This is a genomic window from Deinococcus sp. AJ005 (genome assembly GCF_009017495.1).
Classification (GTDB): domain Bacteria; phylum Deinococcota; class Deinococci; order Deinococcales; family Deinococcaceae; genus Deinococcus.
In genome coordinates this window covers 3,080,001-3,103,679 of sequence record NZ_CP044990.1, presented here as the reverse complement: position 1 = coordinate 3,103,679, position 23,679 = coordinate 3,080,001, and the positions used below count along the sequence as shown (strand labels likewise).

Annotated in this window: 25 protein-coding genes (1 of these 25 cut by a window edge); 19 read left to right on the top strand and 6 right to left on the bottom strand. The window is 64.6% G+C overall.

Translation table 11 applies throughout. The features are described 5' to 3' along the window. Window positions 1–13: 13 nt before the first annotated feature. From DAAJ005_RS16930 to DAAJ005_RS16895, 8 genes are all read left to right on the top strand, one after another. Window positions 14–982, top strand: a complete 969-nt coding sequence (locus DAAJ005_RS16930) for an ABC transporter substrate-binding protein (protein ID WP_151848124.1) — start codon at window positions 14–16, stop codon at window positions 980–982. Window positions 983–1,116: 134 nt separating this feature from the next. Then, window positions 1,117–2,709, top strand: a complete 1,593-nt coding sequence (locus DAAJ005_RS16925; RefSeq protein ID WP_226342505.1) for a sugar ABC transporter ATP-binding protein — start codon at window positions 1,117–1,119, stop codon at window positions 2,707–2,709. Next, window positions 2,706–3,713: an ABC transporter permease gene (locus tag DAAJ005_RS16920; RefSeq protein ID WP_151848123.1), complete on the top strand. Its 1,008-nt coding sequence runs from the start codon at window positions 2,706–2,708 to the stop codon at window positions 3,711–3,713. The genes DAAJ005_RS16925 and DAAJ005_RS16920 overlap by 4 nt, the downstream gene beginning before the upstream one ends. A 1-nt stretch (window position 3,714) precedes the next feature. Beyond that, window positions 3,715–4,710 carry an ABC transporter permease gene (locus DAAJ005_RS16915; RefSeq protein WP_151848122.1) on the top strand — a complete coding sequence of 332 codons (996 nt, stop codon included), beginning with the start codon at window positions 3,715–3,717 and terminating at the stop codon, window positions 4,708–4,710. Window positions 4,711–4,776: 66 nt separating this feature from the next. Further along, on the top strand, window positions 4,777–5,538 hold the full coding sequence (locus DAAJ005_RS16910) for a hypothetical protein (protein WP_151848121.1): 762 nt from the start codon (window positions 4,777–4,779) through the stop codon (window positions 5,536–5,538). After that, window positions 5,535–6,167 carry a hypothetical protein gene (locus DAAJ005_RS16905; RefSeq protein ID WP_151848120.1) on the top strand — a complete coding sequence of 211 codons (633 nt, stop codon included), beginning with the start codon at window positions 5,535–5,537 and terminating at the stop codon, window positions 6,165–6,167. The genes DAAJ005_RS16910 and DAAJ005_RS16905 overlap by 4 nt, the downstream gene beginning before the upstream one ends. A 327-nt stretch (window positions 6,168–6,494) precedes the next feature. After that, window positions 6,495–7,514, top strand: coding sequence for a TerC family protein (locus DAAJ005_RS16900; protein WP_226342504.1), 1,020 nt, complete (start codon window positions 6,495–6,497; stop codon window positions 7,512–7,514). A gap of 247 nt (window positions 7,515–7,761) precedes the next feature. Further along, complete coding sequence (locus tag DAAJ005_RS16895; protein ID WP_151848118.1) at window positions 7,762–7,923, top strand: GNAT family N-acetyltransferase; 162 nt, start codon at window positions 7,762–7,764, stop codon at window positions 7,921–7,923. Between the two features lie 9 nt (window positions 7,924–7,932). Here DAAJ005_RS16895 and DAAJ005_RS16890 read toward each other — a convergent pair whose 3' ends face one another. Next, window positions 7,933–8,700, bottom strand: coding sequence for a DsbA family oxidoreductase (locus DAAJ005_RS16890; RefSeq protein WP_151848117.1), 768 nt, complete (start codon window positions 8,698–8,700; stop codon window positions 7,933–7,935). Between the two features lie 60 nt (window positions 8,701–8,760). Next, on the bottom strand, window positions 8,761–9,174 hold the full coding sequence (locus DAAJ005_RS16885; RefSeq protein ID WP_151848116.1) for an excalibur calcium-binding domain-containing protein: 414 nt from the start codon (window positions 9,172–9,174) through the stop codon (window positions 8,761–8,763). Between the two features lie 65 nt (window positions 9,175–9,239). Between DAAJ005_RS16885 and DAAJ005_RS16880 the strand changes: the two genes are divergently transcribed. The 11 genes from DAAJ005_RS16880 to DAAJ005_RS16830 all read left to right on the top strand — a co-directional run bounded on the left by DAAJ005_RS16880 (window position 9,240) and on the right by DAAJ005_RS16830 (window position 20,773). Then, window positions 9,240–9,737 (top strand): DUF1697 domain-containing protein, encoded by a 498-nt coding sequence (locus tag DAAJ005_RS16880; RefSeq protein ID WP_151848115.1) that lies wholly within the window; start codon window positions 9,240–9,242, stop codon window positions 9,735–9,737. A 39-nt stretch (window positions 9,738–9,776) separates the two neighbouring features. After that, window positions 9,777–10,427, top strand: coding sequence for a trimeric intracellular cation channel family protein (locus tag DAAJ005_RS16875; RefSeq protein WP_151848114.1), 651 nt, complete (start codon window positions 9,777–9,779; stop codon window positions 10,425–10,427). Between the two features lie 73 nt (window positions 10,428–10,500). Beyond that, on the top strand, window positions 10,501–11,838 hold the full coding sequence (locus tag DAAJ005_RS16870; protein WP_151848113.1) for a deoxyribodipyrimidine photo-lyase: 1,338 nt from the start codon (window positions 10,501–10,503) through the stop codon (window positions 11,836–11,838). Between the two features lie 417 nt (window positions 11,839–12,255). Next, the gene (locus DAAJ005_RS16865) at window positions 12,256–13,764 is read left to right on the top strand and encodes an exopolysaccharide biosynthesis polyprenyl glycosylphosphotransferase (protein WP_151848112.1); all 1,509 of its coding nucleotides are present in this window, start codon (window positions 12,256–12,258) and stop codon (window positions 13,762–13,764) included. Window positions 13,765–13,860: 96 nt separating this feature from the next. Beyond that, a complete protein-coding gene (locus tag DAAJ005_RS16860; protein WP_151848111.1) occupies window positions 13,861–15,069 on the top strand; it encodes a glycosyltransferase in 1,209 nt (402 codons plus the stop codon). A gap of 47 nt (window positions 15,070–15,116) precedes the next feature. Next, window positions 15,117–16,253 (top strand): glycosyltransferase family 4 protein, encoded by a 1,137-nt coding sequence (locus tag DAAJ005_RS16855; protein WP_226342503.1) that lies wholly within the window; start codon window positions 15,117–15,119, stop codon window positions 16,251–16,253. A 156-nt stretch (window positions 16,254–16,409) separates the two neighbouring features. Then, entirely contained in the window at window positions 16,410–16,913 is a 504-nt protein-coding gene (gene ispF, locus DAAJ005_RS16850; protein WP_151848109.1) for a 2-C-methyl-D-erythritol 2,4-cyclodiphosphate synthase, read from the top strand. Continuing rightward, window positions 16,910–17,401 carry a TrmH family RNA methyltransferase gene (locus DAAJ005_RS16845; RefSeq protein ID WP_370519737.1) on the top strand — a complete coding sequence of 164 codons (492 nt, stop codon included), beginning with the start codon at window positions 16,910–16,912 and terminating at the stop codon, window positions 17,399–17,401. The genes ispF and DAAJ005_RS16845 overlap by 4 nt, the downstream gene beginning before the upstream one ends. Window positions 17,402–17,506: 105 nt before the next feature. Beyond that, the gene (locus DAAJ005_RS16840; RefSeq protein ID WP_151848108.1) at window positions 17,507–18,538 is read left to right on the top strand and encodes a diguanylate cyclase; all 1,032 of its coding nucleotides are present in this window, start codon (window positions 17,507–17,509) and stop codon (window positions 18,536–18,538) included. 80 nt (window positions 18,539–18,618) lie between these two features. Then, window positions 18,619–19,872 carry an aminopeptidase gene (locus DAAJ005_RS16835; RefSeq protein WP_151848107.1) on the top strand — a complete coding sequence of 418 codons (1,254 nt, stop codon included), beginning with the start codon at window positions 18,619–18,621 and terminating at the stop codon, window positions 19,870–19,872. Between the two features lie 331 nt (window positions 19,873–20,203). Beyond that, window positions 20,204–20,773 carry a peptidylprolyl isomerase gene (locus tag DAAJ005_RS16830; protein ID WP_192930813.1) on the top strand — a complete coding sequence of 190 codons (570 nt, stop codon included), beginning with the start codon at window positions 20,204–20,206 and terminating at the stop codon, window positions 20,771–20,773. Between the two features lie 57 nt (window positions 20,774–20,830). On the opposite strand, the gene DAAJ005_RS16825 is transcribed toward DAAJ005_RS16830, so the two are convergent. The 4 genes from DAAJ005_RS16825 to prfB all read right to left on the bottom strand — a co-directional run. Beyond that, the gene (locus DAAJ005_RS16825) at window positions 20,831–21,565 is read right to left on the bottom strand and encodes a cytochrome c biogenesis CcdA family protein (protein ID WP_151848105.1); all 735 of its coding nucleotides are present in this window, start codon (window positions 21,563–21,565) and stop codon (window positions 20,831–20,833) included. A 2-nt stretch (window positions 21,566–21,567) separates the two neighbouring features. Further along, a complete protein-coding gene (locus DAAJ005_RS16820; protein WP_151848104.1) occupies window positions 21,568–21,978 on the bottom strand; it encodes a thioredoxin family protein in 411 nt (136 codons plus the stop codon). Window positions 21,979–22,094: 116 nt separating this feature from the next. Beyond that, a complete protein-coding gene (locus DAAJ005_RS16815; RefSeq protein ID WP_151848103.1) occupies window positions 22,095–23,102 on the bottom strand; it encodes a serine/threonine-protein kinase in 1,008 nt (335 codons plus the stop codon). Window positions 23,103–23,336: 234 nt separating this feature from the next. Next, window positions 23,337–23,679, bottom strand: a protein-coding gene (gene prfB, locus DAAJ005_RS16810; RefSeq protein WP_151848640.1) for a peptide chain release factor 2 (it continues 753 nt past the right edge of the window). Within the gene, window positions 23,337–23,679 belong to an annotated coding region that runs on past the window's edge; the region does not span the whole gene.

Here is a 23,679-nt window from a genome sequence, read left to right as displayed (position 1 = left end):
TGGAGGAACAGACATGAAGAAAACCGTAACTTTTGGAATGCTGGCGATTGCGCTGGTCACCGGCAGCGTACTGGCCCAGACCATGCTGCCCAAGCTGCCCGTCAAGGCCACCTACCGCGTGGGCTTTGCCCAGACGGAGAGCAACAACCCGTGGCGTCTGGCCCAGACCAAGAGCATGCAGGATGAGGCCAAGAAGCTGGGCTATCAGCTCGTCTACACCGACGCTGCCGGTTCCACCGCCAAGCAGGTGGCCGACGTGCGCAGCATGATCGCCCAGAAGGTGGACGCCATCTTCCTGTCGCCGCGTGAAGACAAGCCGCTGGCTCCTGTGGTGGCCGAGGCCCGCAAGGCCGGAATTCCCGTGATCCTGCTAGACCGCAACATCGATCCCAAGCTGTCCAAGGCCGGGACCGACTACGTGACCTTTATCGGCTCTGACTTTATTAAAGAAGGGCAGCGCGTGGGCGACTGGTTGGTCAAGAACGCGGGCGGCAAGATGAACATCATCGAGCTGGAGGGCACCACCGGTGCCAGCCCTGCCAACGACCGCAAGAAGGGCTTTGACGACGTGATCGCCAAGAACCCCAAGTTCAAGATCGTCGCGTCCCAGACCGGGGACTTTGCCCGCGATAAGGGCCGTCAGGTGGCCGAAACGCTGCTCCAGGCCCACCCCGAAGCCAACGTGATCTACGCTCACAACGACGAGATGGCGATTGGCGCGGTCTCGGCCATCAAGGCGGCGGGCAAGGTTCCCGGCAAGGACATCCTGGTGCTGTCCATCGACGGCGGCAAGGAAGCCGTGCAGATGGTGGTGGACGGAACGATCAACTACGTCGTGGAGTGCAACCCGCGCTTCGGCCCCCAGGCGTTCGCCACCCTCAAGGACTACGCAGCAGGCAAGAAGCTGCCCGCCAAGATCATCAACGCCGACCGCGACTACACCCCCGAGAGTGCCAAGACCGGATTGGCAGGCGCGTACTGAGCTTGTAGAAACGCCGTTTGACCCGCTCGTTTTCGCAGCCGCGTCACGCCCCTAAAGCGTGGCGCGGTTTTGATGTCCGGGCGGCGCACAATACCGCTTACCCCCTTTGAATCCCTCGTCAAGGAGCCACCCTGTTGACCACTCTTCCTTCTTCCAGTGCCAGTCCGCCTGCCCCGACCTCCTCCGGCGGTTCGCCCCTGCTGGACATGCAGGGCATTCAGAAAAGCTTCGCGGGCGTCGCGGCACTTGCTCAGGCCTCGCTGACCGTCGGGGCGGGCGAGGTCCACGCCCTGATCGGCCAGAATGGCGCAGGCAAAAGCACCATGATCAAGGTGCTCACCGGCGCGTACCAGCGTGACGGCGGCAGCATTACCTTCGCGGGCGGCCCGGCGGCCTTCAGCTCGCCGCTGGCCGCACAACTGGGCGGGATTGCCACCATCTACCAGGAAGTCAATCTGATCGCCCTGCGCTCGGTGGCCGAGAACATCTTTCTGGGCCGTGAACCCAGGAAATGGGGCCTGATCCAGTGGCCGGTGATGAACGCCGAGGCCACCCGCCTGTTGAAAGAACTGGGCATCGGGCTGGACGTGACGCAGCCGCTGGGCACCTTCAGCACGGCGATTCAGCAGATGGTGGCGCTGGCCCGCGCGGTGTCCATCAACGCCCGACTGGTGATCATGGACGAACCCACCAGCAGCCTCAACGAGCGCGAGGTGGACACGCTGTTCGGCGTGATCCGGGGCCTCAAGGACCGGGGCGTGTCGGTGATTTTCGTCTCGCACCGCCTGGACGAGCTGTACGCCGTGTGTGACCGGATTACCGTGATGCGCGATGGGCGAACGGTCTACGCCGGAAACATGGCCGACATCACCCGCCTGCAACTGGTGGAACAGATGCTGGGCCGCGAGATCAAGAACGAGGGCGCGCAGACTGGATTTGTGAAGTCCGGTGCGGGCAAGGCCGGGGAGCCGTTGCTGAAGGCAGAGGGCATCTGCCTGGGCCAGCGGCTGAGCGGCGCTTCGGTGGCCGTGCGGCAGGGCGAGGTGGTGGGGCTGGCCGGGCTGCTGGGTTCGGGCCGCAGTGAACTGGCGCGCGTGATCTTTGGCGCGGACACCCCGGACGCGGGCGAGGTCACGCTGGACGGCCGGCCCGCTCACTTCCGCACCCCCGCTGAGGCGATTAAGGCGGGCCTGGGCTTTTGCAGCGAGGACCGCAAGGCGGAGGGGATTATCCCCGAACTCAGCGTGCGCGAGAACCTGACGCTGGCCATCCTGCCGCGTCTGGCACGGGCCGGGGTGGTGGATACCGCCCGCCAAAGCGAGATCGTGGACCGCTTCGTGGCGCAACTGGGCATCAAGACCAGCAATCCCGATCAGCCCATCCGTGAGCTGTCGGGCGGCAACCAGCAGAAGGTGCTGCTGGCGCGCTGGCTGGCCATCGATCCAAGGTTGCTGATTCTGGACGAACCCACGCGCGGCATCGACGTGGGCGCGAAGGCCGAGATTCAGCGCCTGATCGGCGAGCTGGCCCAAGACGGTCTGGGCGTCCTGATGATCTCCAGCGAACTGGAAGAGCTGATCGAGGGTTGCCACGAGGTCACGGTGCTGCACGACGGGCATTCGGTGGCGCGGCTGTCGGGCGACAGGATCACCGAGGCGGAACTGCTGCATGCGATGGCGCAGGGTGCCGAGGCGCAGGACATTCCCGCTCCGCAGGTGCGCCCGTGAGCGGCGCGGCCTCCAGCGCCCGCCCGTCCCGCTCTGGCGGCGGCTGGCAGACCCTTCTCGCGGACCTGAAACAGGTGCGGGCCAGCATCCTGATCCTGCTGGCGCTGCTGATCTTTAACGCCCTGTTCACGCCGTATTTTCTGAGCGTGCAGACCCTCAACGTCAATCTGACGCAGGTGGCCACCATCATCATCGTGGCGATGGGCATGACGCTGGTGATCGCCACCGGGGGCGTGGACCTGTCCGTCGGCTCTTTAATGGCGATCAGTGGCGTGCTGGCCCCGCTCATTTTCCTGAATGCTGCTTTCGCGAATACCCAGTGGCTGGGAATCACGCTGGCTTTTATTGTTCCAGTTTTGGTGGCTGGGGCTTTCGGCATTCTCAATGGCCTGTTTGTCACCCGGCTGAAGTTGCAGCCGATTGTCGCCACACTCGTCCTGTATATCGCCGGGCGCGGCATCGCGCAGGTCATTACCAACGGGCAGCTCCAGAGCTTTACCGTGCCGGGGTTCTCGTACATCGGGCTGGGCCGCCCCTTCGGGATTCCCTTTCAGGTGATCCTGATGCTCGTTATTGTGGCGCTCACCTACTGGGCGGTGCGGCGCACGGTGTTCGGGCGTTCGGTGCTGGCGGTGGGCGGCAACGAGACGGCGGCGGGGCTGTCGGGCATTCCGGTGGCGCGAGTCAAGGTGGCGGTGTACGCCATTACCGGGCTGCTGTCGGGCATCGCGGGCCTCATCGTCATTGCCATCAATTCCAGCAGCGACGCCAATCAGGTGGGGCAGGGCATGGAGCTGGACGCCATCGCGGCAGTGGCCGTGGGCGGCACGCTGCTCTCGGGGGGCCGCGCGCAGGTGCTGGGCACGCTGTTCGGGGCACTGATCATTCAACTGATCCGGTTCACGCTGCTGGCCAAGGGCGTCCCGGACGCCGCCGCGCTGGTGGTCAAGGCCGCCATCATCATCATCGCGGTGGCCCTGCAACAGCGCCGCCGGAGGGAATAGCATGCTGAACACCAACCTCACCCGTGATCCCCGCCGCGCCCGGCTGATCAGCCTACTGGGCCAGTACGGCGTGCTGGCCGCCTTCATCCTGCTGATCGTCTTCGGGGCGCTGCGCTACACCGGCTTTATGAGCGAGTACAACTTCTCCACCTTCCTGCGTTACAACGCCATGTTCGGGCTGATCTCGCTGGGCATGTGTTTTGTGATCATTACTGGGGGCATTGACTTATCGGTGGGCAGCGTGGTGGCGATGTCCAGTGTGGTGGCCGCGCTGCTCAGCCCCTATGGTGTGATCGTGGCGGTGCTGGGCGCGGTGGCGGCGGGGGCGCTGGTGGGTGTGATCAACGGCCTGATCATCACGCGCCTGAATATCCAGCCGTTCATCGTCACGCTGGCGACGTTGCTGGGGGCGCGCGGCATGGCGCTGCTGCTGGCGCGAAACCAGGGCGGCGTGGGCATAGACCTGAACAACACGGCGCTGACCTGGCTGGGGCAGGGCGACCTGCTGCGGCTGCCGGTGCCGGGTGTGATTCTCCTGATCGCCTTTATCGCGGGCGGAATAGCGCTGCGTTACTCGCCGTCCGGACGGCACGCGCTGGCCGTCGGCGGCGGCGAGGATGCCAGCAAGCTGATGGGTCTGAACGTGAACCGCGTCCTGATGGGCGTGTACGTGCTGTCCGGCGCGCTGGCGGGGCTGGCCGGAATGATCCTGGCGGCGCAACTGGGCGCGGGGCAACCCACCGAGGGCCTGGGCTGGGAACTGTCGGCCATCGCGGCGGTGGTGGTGGGCGGCACGCTGCTCACGGGCGGCACCGGCAGCGTGTGGTCCACCCTGGTGGGTGCGCTCTTGCTGGGGCTGATTTTCAACATCCTGAATTTCGAGAACGGCAAGGGCATCATCTCGCTGTCGCCGTACTGGCAGAGCGTCATTCGCGGCGGCTTTCTGCTGCTGGTGGTGGTGATCCAGAGCCGCACCGGGCGCAGTGGAAAAGCCTAGTGGCGGACGACAGTCCCGCAGTCGCCACTGCCTCGCTAGCCCAGGATTGGTTACAATTCGGGGGTCATGAAAAGCCATCATAAGAACGCCGTGCAGGCTGCGGGCGGCAGCATCATTCTGCTCACGCTGCTGACCGCCTGCCCCAGACCCATTCCGCCGCCCATTACCTCCACCACCCTGAACTTCCGCTTTCCAGACATGGCCCAGACGGGTGGGCTGACCCTGGCCGCCATTTATTTTCTGGACGGCTCCGATCCCCAGCAGAAGGCAGGCGTGCAGGTGCTGACCACGGGCGGCCTGGGCAAAGACGGGCAATTTTCGTATCCGGGCGGCCCCAACTCGGGCGGCATGGTGAACGGCGGCACCCTGCGGCTAGACTCCTACCTGCTCGATCCGCTCAAGAAGAACGTCGCCTGCCTGACCCCTTTCAAAACTGGCGAGGCCAAAGGCCTGAACAACGTGGTGGTCACGCCCGAGGCGGCCAAGACCTGCAACGTGTACTTCACGCTGTTCCGCGATGCCAACGGCAACGGCAGGCCCGAGAGCGGCGAGGAACTGTTCAACACCCACGACATCTACAGCTACGCCGACTCGGCCTTTAACTACAGCTTTAGCAGCACGGACGGCAAATCACAGGAGAAGGGCACGCGTGTTGCGGGCTGGAGTCTGGTGCGCCACGAGGTGCTGCAACCCACCGCCACGCCCGGCCAGTACCGCGTGACCATGAACAGCGTGCCCGCCGCCGATGAGGCCCTGACCATCCGCCTGCACGAGCCGACCAACCGCCTGATCTCGATGGGCCTGAATGGTCTGGGAGGTCTGAAATGAAGCGCCTGAATCTGATCGTCCTGGCCGGGCTGGGCCTGCTGCTGGCCGCCTGCTCGGCCAGTCCCGCCGCCGCCCCCGATGGTGGCCGCCCACCGCTGCCGACGGGCGTGGAAGTCCGTTTTCCTGCCGCGCCCGCGAACGCCTACCTGTCCCTGCTGACCGAGGATGGCAAGAGCGTGTACCAGTTGAGCGTGCCCGCCGGGACCACCAGCGTGGAAGTCGATCCGGCCAGATGGCAGGCTGAGGCGAAGAACGCGCAGGACGTGACGCTGCTGCTGCCCACCGGAATTGTGGCAGGTAGTCTGAAAGGCAGTATCGGAGACGCGATGGCCCGCTTCCTGCGCTGGGCCATGTGGCAGGACAACAATGCCAACGGCATCCGCGACGACGGCGAGACCCTAGATCTGATGACCCATGACCGCGTGGCCTATGCCAGTCAGCCGTTCACGGCCATTTTCAGGACCGCCACGCCCGATATGCAGCAGACTTGGAACATCAGCGGGGGCTGGTCCCGCGCCGAGCATTACGTGTATCTGCCGGAGGGCAGCAAGACTTACATCCGCAGTCTAGAAAGCGCTGGAGTGCAGCGGTACACCCTGCATGTGGACACGCCGATCACCAGTCAGTAACGGGTAAAACTGGGGATGGGAATCCTGATCGGGGATTCCCTCTCTCCTCTTGTCCGCCCGGTCCACACACGCATCTGGTTCCCCTGAGCTGCACAAATGTTTCATTAAGACTCCAGGTCACTCTCTCCGTTACACTTTTCGACAACGAGGGAGTAGCTATCTGCCATAAGGCAGGGGAATGCATCGTCAATACGGGCCAGTCAAATCAGACTGCAATCCCGGTGCATTCCAGAAACGGCGAGACTCGGCACGCGAAGGCGTGCCGGGTCGTTCTTTGCGCTCCCGGCCATCTCCCTAACAGGGGGTCTTCCGTGCAAGGAGATGGACATGGATCTTTCCTTTCTGACGGCGACTGAATGGCTGGGCAAACCCGCGTGGATGTGGGTCATGTTTCTGGCGGTGGTCATCGCCTTGATGGCCTTTGACCTGGGTGTGCTGGAAAAACGCCGTAAGCGCAAGCTGGGGCCAGACGACGACGGCGTGATGGGCGTAGGCCAGAGCCTCTGGCTGTCGGCCTTCTATATCGCCATCGCCCTCATCTACGGGGCGTGGGTGTGGCTGACATTGGGCCGCGAATCAGGCATCGAGTTCTATACCGGTTTCGCGCTGGAAAAGGCGCTGGCGCTGGACAACGTGTTCGTGATCAGCCTGATCTTCGCCTTCTTCGCCATTCCGCTGAAGCTGCAACGGCGCGTGTTGCTGTGGGGCATCCTGGGCGTGATCGTGTTGCGCGCCATCATGATCGGGCTGGGCACCGCGCTGGTCACGCAATTCGACTGGGTGCTGTGGATCTTCGGCGCGTTCCTGCTGTTCACCGGGATCAAGATGCTCAGAGACGGCGACACCGAGCATGACTTTTCCAGCAACAAGCTCCTGATCTGGATGAAAAAGCGCTTACGCATTACCGATGAACTGCACGGCGAGCGCTTCACGGTCAAACAGATGGTGAACGGCAGGCTGAAGACCTTTGCCACGCCATTGCTGCTGGCGCTGGTCATGGTGGAAACTGCCGACGTGGTGTTCGCGGTAGACAGCATCCCGGCCATCTTCGCCATCACGCAGGACCCGTTTATCGTCTACACCTCCAACATCTTCGCCATCCTGGGCCTGCGGGCGCTGTATTTCGCGCTGGCGGCGGCGGTCCACCGCTTCAAGTACCTTCAGCCCGCGCTGTCGCTGGTGCTGGTCTTTATCGGCCTCAAGATCTTTTACTCGCAGATCTGGGGCAAACTGGACCCAGCGATCAGCTTGGGCGTGACCCTGAGCCTGCTGGCGGGCGGCGTGATCGTCAGCCTGATCAAGACCAAAGAAGAGCCGCCGATGAACGAGCCGCCCGCCTCAGTCTGAGGCTGACCCTGAACTGAACGGCAAGAAGAAGGCGGAAATCCTGATGGGGGTTTCCGCCTATTCTTTTCGCTCTGGAGTTGTGCCCGCTGACCTGCCTGCTGCCGCCCAGACATTCATGGCGACTTTCAATGCCACGCTGTGGAACGAGGCGTGGCATTGAAAGTGCCTCTGCCTGCTTAAGTGACTGCTGGCCGCTCCGCGCGCCGCGTGTCTAGTGGCATGGGAGGCGGGTCAGTGTCTGGGGGCCGTGCTGGGCCGCGCCCTGATGACCCGGTATCTGGCAGAGGCGGAGAGCCGGGGCGCGAACAGCGTGTACTTGCTGACCACCCGCGATTCCTCCGCCGAAGCGTTCTATACCCGGTTGAACTTCCGCCGCACCAGACAGCAGATCATGCTGGTGCGGCCCTGACAGATGGCCTCAGTTCGTGGAAGGCACCGCGCACTGCCCGTCCTCGCAGCCCTCTGCCTCGTTCGCGGAACCCAGCAGGGTCAGTGGGGCAGGATGCGTTTCGGCCCAGACCTGATCGAGTGCGCCGCGCAACACCTCTGCTCCCTGTGCGCCGCTGACGCCGTACTTGCCGCCCAGCACGAAGAACGGCACGCCGCTGATGCCCAGGGCCTGCGCCTGTGCCTCGTCCTGCCGAACATCATCGGCATACTTGCCGCTCTCCAGGGTGGCGCGGACCTCTGAGCCGTCCAGACCGACTTCCTGTGCCAGTTTCGCCAGCGTATCCAGATTGCCCACGTTCTGGCCCTCGGACATGTAGGCCAGCAGCAGCCGCTCCTTCATGGCGTCCTGCTGGCCGTGTTCGGCAGCCAGATGGATCAGTTGGTGGGCCAGAAAAGTGTTGGTCAGGCGCGTGTTCTCGAAGTGATACTCCAGACCTTCGACCGCCGCCGTGCCCGTCATGCTGTCCAGCATTTCCTGCGCCTGGGCTGGGGTGCGGCCATACTTGCGGGCCAGCCCGTCGCGCATGGAATTCGGGTTCTCGGTAGGCGCAGAGGGATCAAGCTCGAAACTGTGCCACACGACTTCCACCTCGTCCTTTTGCGGGAAGTCTTGTAGGGCCGTCTCGAAACGCCGCTTGCCGATGTAACACCACGGACAGGCGATGTCGGACCAGATGTCCACCCGCAACTTGCCGGGGGCGGAGGGCGTGAATGGGTTGGGGGCTGTGGCAGTCATGCCTGTCATTCTATCCTAGTTTAGAAAACAAAGCATGAAATGGCGCACAAACGCTGGGGTTTAGCGGTCTCCCCGGTCACAGGCCACGCTGTTGCGGTTGGAATCCAGCCCGGTGCGGTAGCCCGGTTTGCCCAGCCGGATCGGCGCGGCCCCGGCGGCGCGCAGGGCCGTGCAACTGGCGTAATACACCGTGCCTGTTCCGGTCAGCGCTGAGCTTTTGCTGGTGGGCCGCAGCAGCGAGCGGGCCAGGTAGCCTCCGCGTCCCTGGTAGGTCGTGCGGCACCAGTCTCCTGTGCAGGCCACCGTCAGCAGCGTATTTCCGGGCACCACACGCAACACCTGACCCTGCGGCGAGGGCAGGCGGCGCAGGTTGGCGTTCGCGGTGGTGGTGGCCGTGGCGGCGTCGGCCAGCCCCAGAAGTCCCAGTCCCGACAGGCCCAGCACGAGGGTCAGCGCCCTGATCGAAGTTTTCATGGCGTCAGCCTGACACGTCACCCGACTTTTCCGATGAGCCGGGTTGGACCCTTCAAAATACGGGCATGAAACACGTCGCCCTGCTGCGCGGAATCAATGTCGGCGGCCACCACAAGATACGGATGTCTGACCTCCGCGTCGTTTTCGAGGGACTGGGGTTCACCGTGGTCCAGACCTACATCCAGAGCGGCAATGTGGTCTTCGAGGCCGGTGCGCCCGAAGTTGAATTGATTGAGGCCGCCATCGAAAAAGAGTTCGGCTTCCGCGTCAATGTCATTCTCCGCAGCGCCGCCGGGTGGGCCGGTCTGGAGTCGCGCAACCCCTATGCACAGGAGGCAGACGGCACACTGGTCCACGTCGCCTTTTTGAACACTGTTCCTGACCCGGCCCAGATCGCCACCATCTGTGCCCGCCCCGGCAACGTCTGGACGGCCAGCGGGCGTGAGGTCTATCTGCACACCCCGGACGGCCTGGGCCAGAGCGGATTGAATCTGGGCCACCTTAAACACGCCACGGTCCGCAACTGGCGCACGGTGCAGAGGCTGGCAGAACTGCTGGGCTGAGCCGGACGGGATAAAGCTGGACAGGCTAAAGTACGCGGCGTGCATGAGCTGCTGCCACCAGAGATTACCCTGCAAGCCGGGCTGCACTGGCTGGACCTGATCGGCGTGCTGGCCTTCGCGCTGTCGGGGGCGCTGCTGGGCGTGCGCAAACGCTTCGATCTGTTCGGGGTGCTGGTGCTGGGCTGCGTGACGGCGGTGGGCGGCGGGGCCATCCGCGACACCCTGACCGGGCAGACGCCGCCGCTATTCCTGCGGGACGAATCGTATCTGTACGCCGCGCTGCTGGGTTCGGTGCTGGCCTTCGGCTTCGGCGAGCGGCTGGCCCGTTTCGAGCGCGCCATCAGTCTGTTCGATTCGGCGGGGCTGGCGCTGTTCGCCGCTTCGGGGGCGCTGGGGGCCATCAACTTCGGGCTGGGACCGCTGGGGGTGGTCTTCACCGGGGCCATCAGCGGCGTGGGCGGCGGTATCATCCGTGACCTGATCGCCAACGAGGTGCCAGAGGTGATGTACCGCCGCGATCAGCTCTACGCCACGGCGGCGGCTGCGGGGGCCTTTGCGGTGTTGGCGCTGCACCCCTATGTCACACCCTTTCAGTCGCAGTTGGGCGGCGTGCTGACCGTGATCGTGCTGCGCTGGATCTCACGCCGGGGCTGGGTGAACCTGCCCGTGCGGCGGCTGCCAGGGGGGTGAAGAGGGTGTCGGAAGCTGGCCTCTGCCGCCCGGCCCACCGTCTGTCCGGCCCTGCCGCGCTAGAAAGCAATACATGATTCACGATTCACGTATCCAGTCGCTGCGGTCCGGCTCCCCTGGCAAGGGCAAATTCGTGCTGCTGTGGGTGCAGGCCAGCGTGCGAACCCACGACAACCACGCGCTGGAATATGCCGTGCGCCAAGCCAACGAACTAAAATTGCCGCTGGTGGCCGTTTTCGGCCTGACCCCCGATTACCCGGAGGCCAACGCCCGCCATTTCCAGTATCTGCTGGAAGGGCTGCGGGACTTGCGTGTGAATCTGGCGGTGCGCGGCATTCCGCTGTCCATCCGGCTGGGCAAGCCGCCCGAAATGGCGCTGGAGGCGGCGCGGGAAGGTGCGGCCCTGGTGGTGACCGACGTGGGCTACCTGAACGTCCAGCGGGCGTGGCGCGACTGGCTGAGGGCACAGCTCGAAGTGCCCTTTGTGCAGGTCGAGTCCGAAGCCGTGATTCCCGTTCACGCTGTCAGCGGCAAGCAGGAATACGCGGCGCGGACCATCCGGCCCAAGATCCACCGGCTGTGGCATGAGTATCTGGTGCCGCTGGAAGTTCACGATTTGGCGGTGCAGACGGACGACTGGGCCGCCGGGCTGGATGTGGGCGATCCAGCGGCGCTGGTCGAGACCCTGCCTGTCGATCACAGTGTCCTTCCTGGTACCGAAATGGGCGGTGAGGACGCGGCACTGGAGCGGGTGGCCGAGTTCATCGAGCTGGATCTGGCCCAGTACGACACGCGGCGCAACGATCCCACCGTGGAGGGCAGCAGCCGCCTGAGCGCGTACCTGCACTATGGCCACCTGTCGCCGCTGACCGCTGCGCTGGCCGCCCGCGAACACGGCGGTCCCGGCGCGGACGCCTTTCTAGAGGAACTGATCGTGCGCCGCGAGCTGAGTTTCAACCTCTGCACCTTCAATCCGCAATACGACCAGTACGACGGCCTGCCCGACTGGGCGCGCAAGACGCTGGAGGAACACGCCGGGGACCGCCGCGAGTATCTCTACACCCGCGAGGAGTTCGACGCTGCCCGGACCCACGATCCGTACTGGAACGCCGCGCAGAACCAGATGGTCCGCACCGGACGGATGCACAACTACATGCGGATGTACTGGGGCAAGAAAATTCTAGAATGGACGTCGAATCCCAGAGACGCCCATGCCGAGATGGTCTGGCTCAACAACCGCTACGAGCAGGACGGGCGCGACCCGAACAGTTATGCGGGCATGGGCTGGGTGCTGGGTCTGCATGACCGCCCGTGGACGCGCCGCCCGATCTTTGGCATGGTGCGCTACATGAACGCGGGTGGCCTGAAGCGCAAATTTGCCGCGGACGCCTACGCGGCGCGCTGGGCATGATCGGTTGAGGGTCTGATCAACTGGCTTTCCTTGATCAGACCTTCACGGGGATAATGTTTTACGTTCATTTAACGAGATCGGCGCCATGCTGCACAGGTGCTGGGGCAGGGATGACCGACAGAGACGAAAGACTCGCCTGGATATTTCCCGACGCTCAGCCACTGCCTCTGCTCACCTGCTCCCGATTCTTAACGTCCAGATCAGCCTGATCAGACAGCGATCAGTCAGATTCAGGAGAAATTATGGATCGGCCCATCATGCGTCCGCAGTCTCTAAGCTCTTCTTGAAAGGCCACTCAGCTTACCGGGCCACTTCCCTGAACCGCTGTACGCAAATTCGCAAAGACTCTGTCCTGAACTGCCCCGTTTTCCTCGCCCTCCCACCTCTGAACAGGTTCGTCTCCGCAGGAGTTTCCCTATGCAAGCGATTCGCAGCACCCCATCTTCCACGTTCTCCGGGCCGGTCAGCCGTGGGGCCGTGCGTTTGATGCTGACCCGACGGCTGATGAATGCAGCGGCGCTGGTGGGCGGCGATCTGCTGGCCCTGACGGTGGCCCTGCTGCTGGCTTCAGGGGTGCGCGTGGCGCTGCTGGGCAATGTCCCCGACGGTCCCTGGCTGGCTGGAGGCTGGTTTGCCGGAGACGGCACGGTGCCGGGCCTGATTCCCTTTCTGTGGGTGGCCTGGGTGGTAGGCGCTGGTTTTCTGCGGCTGCTGCCCGGCTGGGGTCTGGCCGCACCCACCGAGTTGCAGCGCATTACCCAGTTGACGGTGCTGGTCTTCGCGGCGGTGACCGGCGTGCTGTTCATGACCCAGCAGACCGACACGGTCAGCCGCTTCTCATTGACCCTGGGCCTGATCCTGAGCTGGGGGCTGGTGCTGGTCACGCGGGCTGGGGTCAAGCGGGCGCTGCTGAGCGCGGACCTGTGGGGCGTGCCCGCCGTGATCTACGGGGCCGCCGTGACGGGCACCCTGATGGTGCAGGCGCTGCGCGAGAACCCCGGCTACGGCTACCAGCCCAGCGCCATTCTGGACGACAACGAACTGCTGCATGGCAGTGCCGTGCTGGGCGTGCCGGTCATGGGGCCGGTAGGCAGCAGTCCGCAGCCCTGGGAGCAGCAGGCTCCGGTGGCCATCGTGGCGATGCCGGGCCTGGACCGGGAACGGCTGGTGCAGCTTCTGGAAGGCCCACTGGCGCATTACCCCAAGGTGATCATCGTCCCTGATCTGTTCGAGGTCGAGTCGCTGTGGGTCACGGCCAACGATTTCGGCGGCGTGCTGGGGCTGGAAGTGGCGCGCAATCTGGTCGATCCACTGGCCCAGGGGGTCAAGCGGGCTTTCGATCTGCTGGCCGTGGTCCTGTCGGCCCCGGTGTGGCTGCCAGTATGTGCGCTGCTGGCCGCATTGATCTGGTTCGAGGACCGCACCAACCCGCTGTTCCTGCAACGGCGCGTGGGCCTGAACGGTCAGACCTTCGCCACCTGGAAGTTCAGGACCATGGTGCCCAATGCCGAGGAAGCGCTGCGCCGCAAGCTGGAAGAGGACGCCGAACTGCGCCTGGAATGGGAAACGCATTTCAAGCTGCGCCGCGATCCCCGCATCACGCGGATTGGCGGGCTGCTGCGCAAGACCAGTCTGGACGAATTGCCCCAGCTCGTGAACGTGGTGCTGGGCCATATGTCGCTGGTGGGACCGCGCCCCCTGCCCGCTTACCACCAGGACCAGCTCTCGGCCCCGGCCCAGCGCCTGCGCGTGCTGGTGCGCCCTGGCATGACTGGGCTGTGGCAGGTGTCGGGCCGCTCGGAGGCGGGCAACCTGGGCATGGAACGCTGGGACCCGTATTACGTGCGCAACTGGTCGATCTGGCTGGACATGGTGATCCTGATGCGGACCGTGGGCGTGGTCCTGCGCGGTTCCGGGGCGTACTGAGACGGTACCCTCTGTCATGATGATTCTGTCCTCCCTCGTTTTGCACTTTTCCTGGCTGTGGCAGCGTGATTCTGTGCCTGTTCTCCAATGACCGCCATGCCGCATCCGGCCCACCCCCGCGTCTTGCAGGTCATTACCCATCTGGATATGGGCGGGGCCGAGAATGTGGCGATCTCGCTGTCCGAGGCGCTGCATCCCGAATTCAACTTCTCTTTCTTCGCGGTGGGCGGTGTGGCCGATAACCCGGTGGGCCAGGAGATGGCCCGGCGACTGGAGCGCTTGCAGATTCCGGTCCACAGCGGCACGGCCCTGGGCTTCAAGCGCGGTGGACTGGCCCAGGCCGGAGTGCGCCTGAACCGCCTGATCTGGAAGACGCGGCCCGAGATCGTCCACCTGCACACCGAGATCCCTGAGACCACCTTCGCCGTCGCCTCTGTGTTGGGCCTGCCTGCCGGGACCCGGATCGTCCGCACGGTCCACAACTCTGAAATCTGGCCCGCGTGGCAGCGGATCGGGCGGCTGGTAGAACCCCGGTTGCGCCGCGCCACGGCGGTGGGGGTTTCGGAAGCCTGTCTGGCCGGGTTGTGGGAATTTCAGGCGGCCCAGCACCTGCCCCTGACCCCCGGGGACCAGACGCGGGTGGTCTACAACGGCGTCTCGACTCCGCAGCGCGCCGTGTCACGGCAGGATGCCCGTCCGGCGGACCGTCCCATCCGGGTGCTGTTCGCGGGCCGGCTAGAGCCGCAGAAGGGTGTAGACCTGTTGCCCAAACTGCTGACCGCCGCCTCGGCCCTGACCACCCGTCCGGTGGAGGTGACCCTCCTGGGACGCGGTTCGCTGGAAGAAACGCTGAAACAGTGGACCCGGACCCAGACCCTGCCCTGGACCATCACACTGGCCGAGCCGGTGGCCAATCTGGCCGCACATCTGGGCGACTACGATCTGATGCTGGTGCCTTCGCGCTTCGAGGGACTGTGTCTGGTGGCCGTCGAGGCGTTAATGGCGGGCATGCCCGTGATCGCCACGCGGGTCAGGGGTCTGAACGAGATTTTTCCCCCTGGATACCCGCTGCTGTGCCCCTCAGGTGACGTGCCCGCGCTGGCCCGCACGCTGGCCGAAGCTATCGGGGCGTATGAGCATTACGCCGGGGTCGTGGCCGCACAGCAGCCGGGGATCGTTCAGCGCTTCAATCTGGAGGGAATGGCGCAGGGATACCGCCGCTGCTATCTGGGCGTCCTGCAAGGTGGCCAGAAACAGGAGGCGGGTCAGGAGAAGCAAGCTGCTCAGAGAGGAGAGAGGCCGTAAAGATTCTGACGGTTCACAATTTCTATCAGCAGGCGGGCGGCGAGGACGTGGTCTTCCGCGCCGAAACAGCCCTGCTGCGCCGCCACGGCCACGACGTGCAGACCTTCGCCGTCAGCAATGACTTGATCGAGCAGACTCCCCGCCTTCAGGCCGCTGCCCAGACGGTCTGGAATGCCCGGATGGCGCGCAAAGTCACGGCGCTGGTCCGCGAACACAGCTCAGAGATCGTGCATTTTCACAATACCTTTCCCATGCTCTCGCCTGCCGTGTACAAGGGGGCGCATGTGGGCGGAGCCGCCGTGGTGCAGACCCTGCACAACTTCCGGCTGCTCTGCGCCAATGCCCTGCTGCTGCGTGACGGCCAGATCTGCGAGGACTGTCTTGGCAAGCTGCCTCTTGCGGCTGTGCAGCACAGTTGTTACCGGGGCAGCCGCAGTGCGTCGGCAGTGGTGGCGGCCATGCAGACGGTTCACCGCGCGGCGGGGACGTACCGTACAGGCGTGGACGTCTACATCGCCCTGACCGGATTTGCACGGGACAAGTTCATCGCGGGGGGGCTGCCTCCTGAGCGCATCGCAGTCAAGCCCAACTTTCTGGAGGAGCGTCCGGCTCCTGGCACCGGAGACGGGGGCTACGCGCTGTTCGTGGGCCGCCTGTCGCCGGAAAAAGGAATCGAGACCCTGCTGCAAGCCTGGGCTGAACTGGGCGCAACCATTCCGCTGCGGATTGTGGGCGACGGTCCGCTGGCGGATCAGGTGGCAGAGGCCGCACGAACGGTCCCGGGCGTGAGCTGGCTGGGCAAACTGGACTCTGCCGAGGTCCGCGAGCAGATGCGCGGAGCCGCTGTCCTGACGGTGCCCTCGGTGTGGTACGAGGGCGGACCGCTCACCATGATCGAGGGCTGGGGTGTGGGCTTGCCAGCGGTGGCCAGTGATCTGGGCGCGATGTCGTCCATGATCCGGCCCGGAGAAAACGGCCTGCTGTTCCGGCCCGGAGATGCGGGCGATCTGGCCGCCCAGGTGCGCTGGCTGTGGGAGCATCCCGGAGAACGCCAGCGCATGCGGGACGGCGCGCTCCAGACCTTCCACGATACCTATTCGCCCGAGCGCAACTACGAGCAATTGATCAAGATTTATGGTGATGCCTTGCAAGCCCGTGCAACCCGCAGTTCTGTCCAGCACTGAACAGGCTGCGAGAGCGGCGGCATATTGACAACTGCGGCAAAGATGCCGTGGGAGGTTGCCTCCTCGCTTCCATGCTCAGGCGCAGTCCTGCCCCAGCCCATGAAGTGCGCTCCGCAACGAATATCTTCTAATCCACATTTCGACTATCTTTCTCACATGGTTTTTTCACCTGACCCGACAGGACCCCTGCTTCGCGTCGGTTACGGCGAGGACGCGCACCGACTGGCCGCAGGTCACTCCCTGATTCTGGGTGGCGTCTCCATTCCTGGCGCGGCCCTGGGAACGGTGGCCCACAGTGACGGTGACGCCGTGCTGCACGCGGTGGCTGACGCGCTGCTCTCGGGGCTGGCGCTGGGCGATATCGGTGACTATTTTCCCGACACCGATCCACTGTGGGCCGGGCTGGACTCGCGCGCGATCCTGGGCCGGGTGCTGGATCTGGTGCGCGAACGCGGGTACGCGCCGGTCAACATTGCCCTGGTGGTTACCCTGGACAAGCCCAAGCTGGGGCCGCTGCGCGCCCAGATCGCCTGCAACGTGGCGGCGTTGCTGGGCCTCCCGGAAAGCGAGGTCGGCGTCAGCTTCAAGACCTCCGAGGGGCTGGCCCCGGCGCATGTGCAGACGCGGGCCACGGCGCTGCTGTCGCGGACTGGGGGTTGAGCGAGCTGAGTCCCAGCGGGCCGTCGTCCAGTCTGCCGCTGCTGCGGATCGTCCTGTACGAGCCGGAAAAAGCCGGGAACGTGGGCAACGTGGCGCGTACCTGCGCTGTGCTGGGTGCGGAACTGCACCTGATCCGTCCCTTCGGGTTCCACCTGCATGACCGCGAATTCCGGCGGGCGGTGATGGATTACCTGGAGGGCGTGACCCTGCACGAACACGTCAACTGGACCGCCTTTCAGGCTGGGCTGGAGGCGGGGGCACGGGTGTTTGCCTTTTCCACGTACGCCACTACGCTGCACACGCGGGCGGGCTTCCGGCGCGGCGATTATCTGCTGTTCGGCCCGGAATCGCGTGGCCTGCCGGTGTGGTTGCGCGAGGGTCTGAGTGCGCTGAAGCTGCCGCAGCCGGGCGTGGGCCGCAGCCTGAATCTGGCGGTGGCGGCGGGTGCGGCAGCTTTCGAGGCTGGGCGGCAGATTGAGGGCTGGTAGGTCTGGATTCCTGTAGATCTGGGTTGGTGGAAATCCGGCTTCATGGGAACGCAGGCAGCAGGTGGCAGGAGAGCGTAAGAGTCCCCGCCGTACACTCTGGTTCAGATGGCCCCCCGCATTCGCCTCTCACCGCCGCCCACCGATCTGGAGAATGGAGTCCGGCGCGCGCACCTGACGCTGGCGCTGCTGTCCACGGCGACCCACGCCGCGCTGCTGCTGTTCGAGCTGACCCACGCCCGTCAGCAACTCGGCGTGTTGGGTATCGGTCTGGGTGTCAGCGTGGTCATGGCAGCCCTGATCGCATTGCGCCGGGTTCCGGCCCTGTTGCTGGCGGTGCTGCTGTCCTACGGGCTGCCGCTGTGGCTGGTGGCGGAGGTGCTGCGCAGTGCCCTGACTGGACAGGGGATCCCGCAGGAGTATTACCTGACGGTGGGCATTGTGACCGTGGTGATCTTCAGCTCGCTGCCCACCCTCCGAGCCTTCGTGGTCACGGCCCTGATGCTCTCGGGTGTGGGCGCGGCGGTGTTGCTGCTCGCGCCGCTGGACATCCCGCTGTTGCTGTACGCCCTCTTTCTGGTGGGCATGATCGCCTTTCTGGCGCTGTATGGCCAGTCTGTTCACACTGAACGGGTGCGCGGTGAACTGCTCCGCACCCAGGCCCATACCGATCCCCTGACGGGAGTCCTCAATCGCCGGGGGGGCGGGCAACATCTGGACGAAGTGCTGGCCCAAGGGTCTGGCACACAGGGGTCTGGCACACGGGCAGCGGCCATGTTGCTGGATATTGACCGCTTCAAGGGCATCAACGACACCCATGGACACGCGCTGGGTGACGAGGTGCTGACCCAGGTGGCGCGTGCGGTGCAGGCCGCGGCAGGGCCGGAGGCCACGGTCACCCGCTGGGGCGGCGAGGAGTTTCTGGTGGTGTGGCCGGATCTGGAACCCCAGGAAGCGTATGCGGCGGCCAGCCGCCTGCTGGAGGCCATCCGAACACTCCGGGTGGGCGGGCTGCTGGGCCTAACGGTCAGTGCCGGGCTGGCCTTCGCCTCCGAAGCCCAGGTGCGCGATGAGCTGGTTAATCTGGCGGACCGCCGGATGTATGCCGCCAAACAGGCGGGTGGGGACCGCTGGTTGTAGGTGGGCCGAAGGAGCTAGTCGGTGTGGGGCGGCGCGTCACGGCGAACCTGGCCGCATCCTCCCAGCCGTAGAATGGGGCCATGACTTCCCCAGTCCATGACGGCTCGCAAGCCTTCCAGAGCCTCCTCGCCCGCTACGCTGAACTGCTGGTCCGCACCGGCGTCAACCTGCCCGCAGGGGGCAAGGTGCTGATTAACGCGCCCGTCGAGGCCGCCCAACTGGCCCGGCTGGTGGCGCGCGAGGCATACCGGGCCGGAGCCGAGAACGTGCGCGTCGATTACAACGATCAGCATCTGGCCCTCGCATTGTATGAGGACGGCAGCGAGGCGGCGGTGGAGTACCTGCCTTCCTGGATTTCGGAAGAGTCCCTGCATATGGTGGAGGACGGGTATGCCTTTATTTCGATCATCGGCAGCGATCCCTCTTTGCTGTCCGGCGTCGACCCCGAGCGCGTGGCGCGGCGCAGCAAATTGCAGGCCGGGGCCACCCGCAAGGTCAGCGAGGCCATCGGCGGGTTTCATGTCAACTGGACTGTGGCCGCCATGTCCACCCCCGCCTGGGCCACCCGTGTCTACCCCGAGCTTGCCGAGGCGGAGGCTGTTGCGCGCCTGTGGGGCGATATCTTCAAGGTCACGCGCGCCGACACCCCCGATCCGGTGGCTGCCTGGGACGCGCATCTGGCGCAGCTTAAACGCCTGACTGACCTCCTGACCGGGAAGCAGTACACCGCCGTCCATTTCCGTAGCGAACTGGGCACCGATCTGACCGTGGGGCTGGCCGAAAACCACATCTGGCAGGGCGGGGGAGAGGCGGCCCGAAACGGCATTTATGGAGTGCCCAACCTGCCCACCGATGAAGTCTTCACCGCGCCCCATAAGAACCGGGTGGATGGCGTGGCGGTGGCCTCCAAGGCCCTCAGCGCCCGTGGACAGTTGATTGAGGGTATTCGCGTGCGCTTCGAGAATGGCGTGGCCGTGGAGGTCAGCGCAGACAGGGGCGAGGACACCCTCAAAGCCCTGATCGCCACCGACGACGGCGCGGCCCGGCTGGGCGAGGTGGCGCTGGTCCCTGCCTCCGCCCCCGTGGCGCAGACGGGTACGCTGTTCCTGAACACCCTGTTCGACGAGAACGCCGCCAGCCACATCGCGCTGGGACGCTGCTACCCCACCAACGTGCAGGGCGGCGAGGACGAGCAGACTCTGAGTGCAGCGGGCGGCAACGACAGCCTGATCCATGTGGACTGGATGATCGGCACGCCCGAGACAGATGTGGACGGAATCACGGTATCCGGCGAACGCGAGCCGCTGATGCGCGGCGGGGAATGGGTGATCTGAGAGGAGAGGCTGGCAGCCTTGATCTGACTGTTCTGGTGCTTTTTCTGGTTCTGGCACACGCGCAACCGCTCAACTCTTCCTAGCTTCGGATGAGCGGTGACCGCCACGAGGCCGCGACGTAGCTGCGCCCTACCTATCTTGGATGACCTCGCGGGTTTTGACGGCGCTGGATGCGGCGAGCCTCGAACGTTCGCTGGTGGGAGTGGCTATCAGGGGATTTCCAGACTCTGGTTGAGTGATCCAGTGACAGTTTCTGGACATCTTTCTGGATGAGGCCACGTGAGGGAACCGTTTTCGCGCGCTTCAACCTTCCCCCGCTACAATGCATCCCATGTCTGACACCTACACCGCCGATGGATTTCAGCAAGCCCCCGAACTGAGCGCCGAGCGCCAGACCAAGTTTTCCAGCGCCCCCGAACTGGGTGCGGGTATCGAACCCGGCAAGGAGTACCGCGCCGTGCTGGAAACCAGCAAGGGCCGTCTGGTTGTCGAGCTGTACCCCGACGACGCCCCCGTGACCGTCAACTCGTTTGCGTACCTGCTGCGTCACCACTACTACGACGGCATCAAGTTCCACCGCGTCATCGACGGCTTCATGGCCCAGACCGGTGATCCCACCGGCACCGGCTCCGGCGGCCCCGGCTACAAGTTCGAGGACGAGTTCGGTTCCTCGCACCGCCACAGCGGCAAGGGCGTGCTGAGCATGGCCAACGCTGGACCAGGCACCAACGGCAGCCAGTTCTTCATCACCTTTACCGCCACCCCGCACCTGGACGGCAAGCACACTGTCTTTGGCAAAGTCGTGGAGGGGCTGGATGTGCTGGACAAGCTGACCCGCATCCAGCCCGGCATGCCTGGAACCACCGACGTGATCCAGAACGCTTACCTCGTCCAGAAGTAATACGGCAACAAGATGGCGGCCCCGGCGTTGAATTGCCGGGGCCGCCCTCTTGTTGCTTTACGGGAGTGTCTGTTCCAACTGCCGCTGCACGGCGGGCGTCTCCTCCAGAAAGGTCAGTTGCTGGAGCGCGGGCAGATTGTCCACCAGCGCGGTCTGGATCTGGCGGTCCACGCCAAAAACCATGCCCACGGCGAACAGCATCAACACCACGCCGAACGCCTGTTGAATCTGGTTCAGGCGGTTCATCAGGGCTGGGCGGTGCAGCAGCTTGCGGCCTCCCCACATCACGCCCAGCATCGGGATTGCCACGCCCAGTGCGTAGGCCAGCGTGACGGCAGCCGCGAAGCCAGTCACCTGTCCGCTGAGGGCCAGCGTCGTGACACCCGCCAGGATCGGGCCGACGCAGGGGGTCCAGACCACGCCCAGGGTGGCACCCACCAGCACGCCACCCAGAAAGCCGTCGCCGCCTTTGCCTGTGCCTTGCGGCAGGGCACGCGCCGCCAGCAGTTCAAAGCGCAGTTGCAGGGCGGGCACGGCCAGCGTCAGGCCGAACAGCAGCAGGAGCGCCACCGCGCCCCAGCGCAACGCCTCCACGCTCAGGCCCAGGACGTTCACCAGCGTCGCTAGAAACAGCGTCAGCAGCACGAACGAGCCGATGAACCCGGCGATGATGCCCAGGGGCCGCCCACGCCCGCCCACCGCGCCGGACAGTAGCACCGGCAACACGGGCAGCACGCACGGCGACAGCACGGTCAACAAGCCGCCCGCAAAGGCCACCAGCAGCAGCAACATCTCTAGTTCTGGGTCTTGCTGATAATGGTGCTGAGCTTGCCGCCCGCCCACTTCTTCAGGGCCTTGCCGCCCTCATCCACCAGCACGAAAGTGTGCTGGGCGGTGATACCATACTGCTTTTTCAGTGCGACTTCCTTGTCGTAATCGGTCTTGAAGATCACCACGTCCGCTGGAATCTCGTCCAGTTTCTTAAGGATATCGGCGTCGGCGGCCCTGCAATTGGGGCACCAGGTGGCGTGAAAGAACAGCACCCGTTTCATCCCGCTGGCGGCATCGTAAGCGGCCTTGGTGTAGGGCAGGTAATGGACCATTTTGGCGTCCATCATTTTGGGTTCGGTGGGCTTGGTGGCGCTTGCCCCGGCGGCGGCGAGCAGCAGGGCGACAGCAAGGGCGGAAACAGTCTTGTAGGTCATGGTGGAACCTCCTGAGAAGGGGTACGGGACACGGGCGGCAAAAGGTTCAATGCCTGCCTGTCGCCCCACCGTCAATTCTCCAGCAGGTCTGCACCCAAAAAGTGAATGTCCGGCGACTATTTGCTGCGCCGCTTGAACGGATTCCAGCCCGCGCCGCGCTGAGCTTCGGGTTGGGCTTCCGGCTTGGTCTCGGCTGGGGCGCTGCGCGGCTGTGACGGTCCATGTCGCCCCATCAGCGCCGTCGTGGTGCGGCCCGTATCCATATCCTGCGTTGCCTGCGAGCCTCGGGAATCCTCATAGACCTCGTCGTGGGGAGTTTCGCCCAGATCGGTGAGCAGAGCGCGCCGGATGGCGTCGGCGCGTGGGCGCTCGCCGGGGCGCTTGGCCAGCGCCTGTTCGGCCAGCCGCGAAAGGGGCCGGGAGACCGCCGGATTCAGGTGGGTCAGTGGAGCGGGAAAGCGGGTCATGTGTGAGACCATCAGTTCCTCGTAGGAGTTGCCCTGGTAGGGGCGGTCTCCCGACAGCAACTCGTACATTAGAATTCCCAGGCTGTACACGTCGCTGGCGGCGCTGCTGCTCTCGCCGTGGTAGATCTCCGGGGCCATGTAGTACGGACTGCCGCTGACCTGTCCGCCCTGCGCCACGAAATACGTGTTGCCCAGATCGCCCAGCGCCGCCCGTCCCTCTTCGTCCACGTAAACGTTATGTGTTTTGAGGTCCTGATGCACTGCTCCCAGATGGTGCAGGTACGCCAGCGCCGAGGCCAGATCTGCCAGAACCCGCAGACCATCCTTGAACGGCAAGGTCCGGCCCGGAATGCGGGCCAGTTGCTCATTCAGCGCGCCCTCCGGGTAGTAGCGAATGGCCAGAAACGCCCCTGGCCCAAAAGCTGTGCCCGCGTAGCCCTGGACCACATGGGGGTGGCGGAATTGCAGGGTCAGCCGGACCTCGTTGCCGAAGCGCTCCGCCGCCTCCTGATTGCCTAGGGTTACCTCGTGCGGAATCTTGAGCGCCACCTCCTGGCCTTCCCGGCCCACGGCCAGCCGCACCAGAGAGGTGTTCCCACGTCCCAGGGTGCGGTTCAGGGTGTAGCCAGGAATGGTGCGGGTATCGGATTCAGTCATGGGGCAACTCTTGAGGCAGGGTCAGGCGTGATGAGAATAAAGAAGTGGCAGGAGATTCTGAAGTGGGGATCAGGTCCTATTAAACCATTCTTATCCTGACTGGACCGTGACAGTATGAGTCACCCACGGCTTGTCTCGCACGAAACAGCGTGCAGGAGGCATCTCATGCCAGACTGATAATAAAGGGAGAGTGGGCTGAATCACTGCCCACTCTCTGCTCAGGATGAATGCTGGTCACTCGTCGTCGGTACTTTCCTCAGCGACGCGTTTGCCAGCCATCCATTCCAGGCCAGCCCACATCAGATCGTCCAGATCGCCGTCCAGCACGTCGGCGGGATTGTGCTTCATGACGCCGGTGCGGTGGTCTTTGATGTACTGCTTGTCCAACACATAACTGCGAATCTGGCTGCCCCACTCGATCTTCTTCTGCTCGCCGCGCGCCTTGGCTTCCTCGGCCTCACGCTTCTTGACCTCGATGTCATACAGGCGCTGCTTCAAGATTTGGAGGGCGATGTCGTGGTTCTTGATCTGGCTGCGCGTGACCTGCGAGGCCACAGCAAGGCCCGTCGGCAGGTGG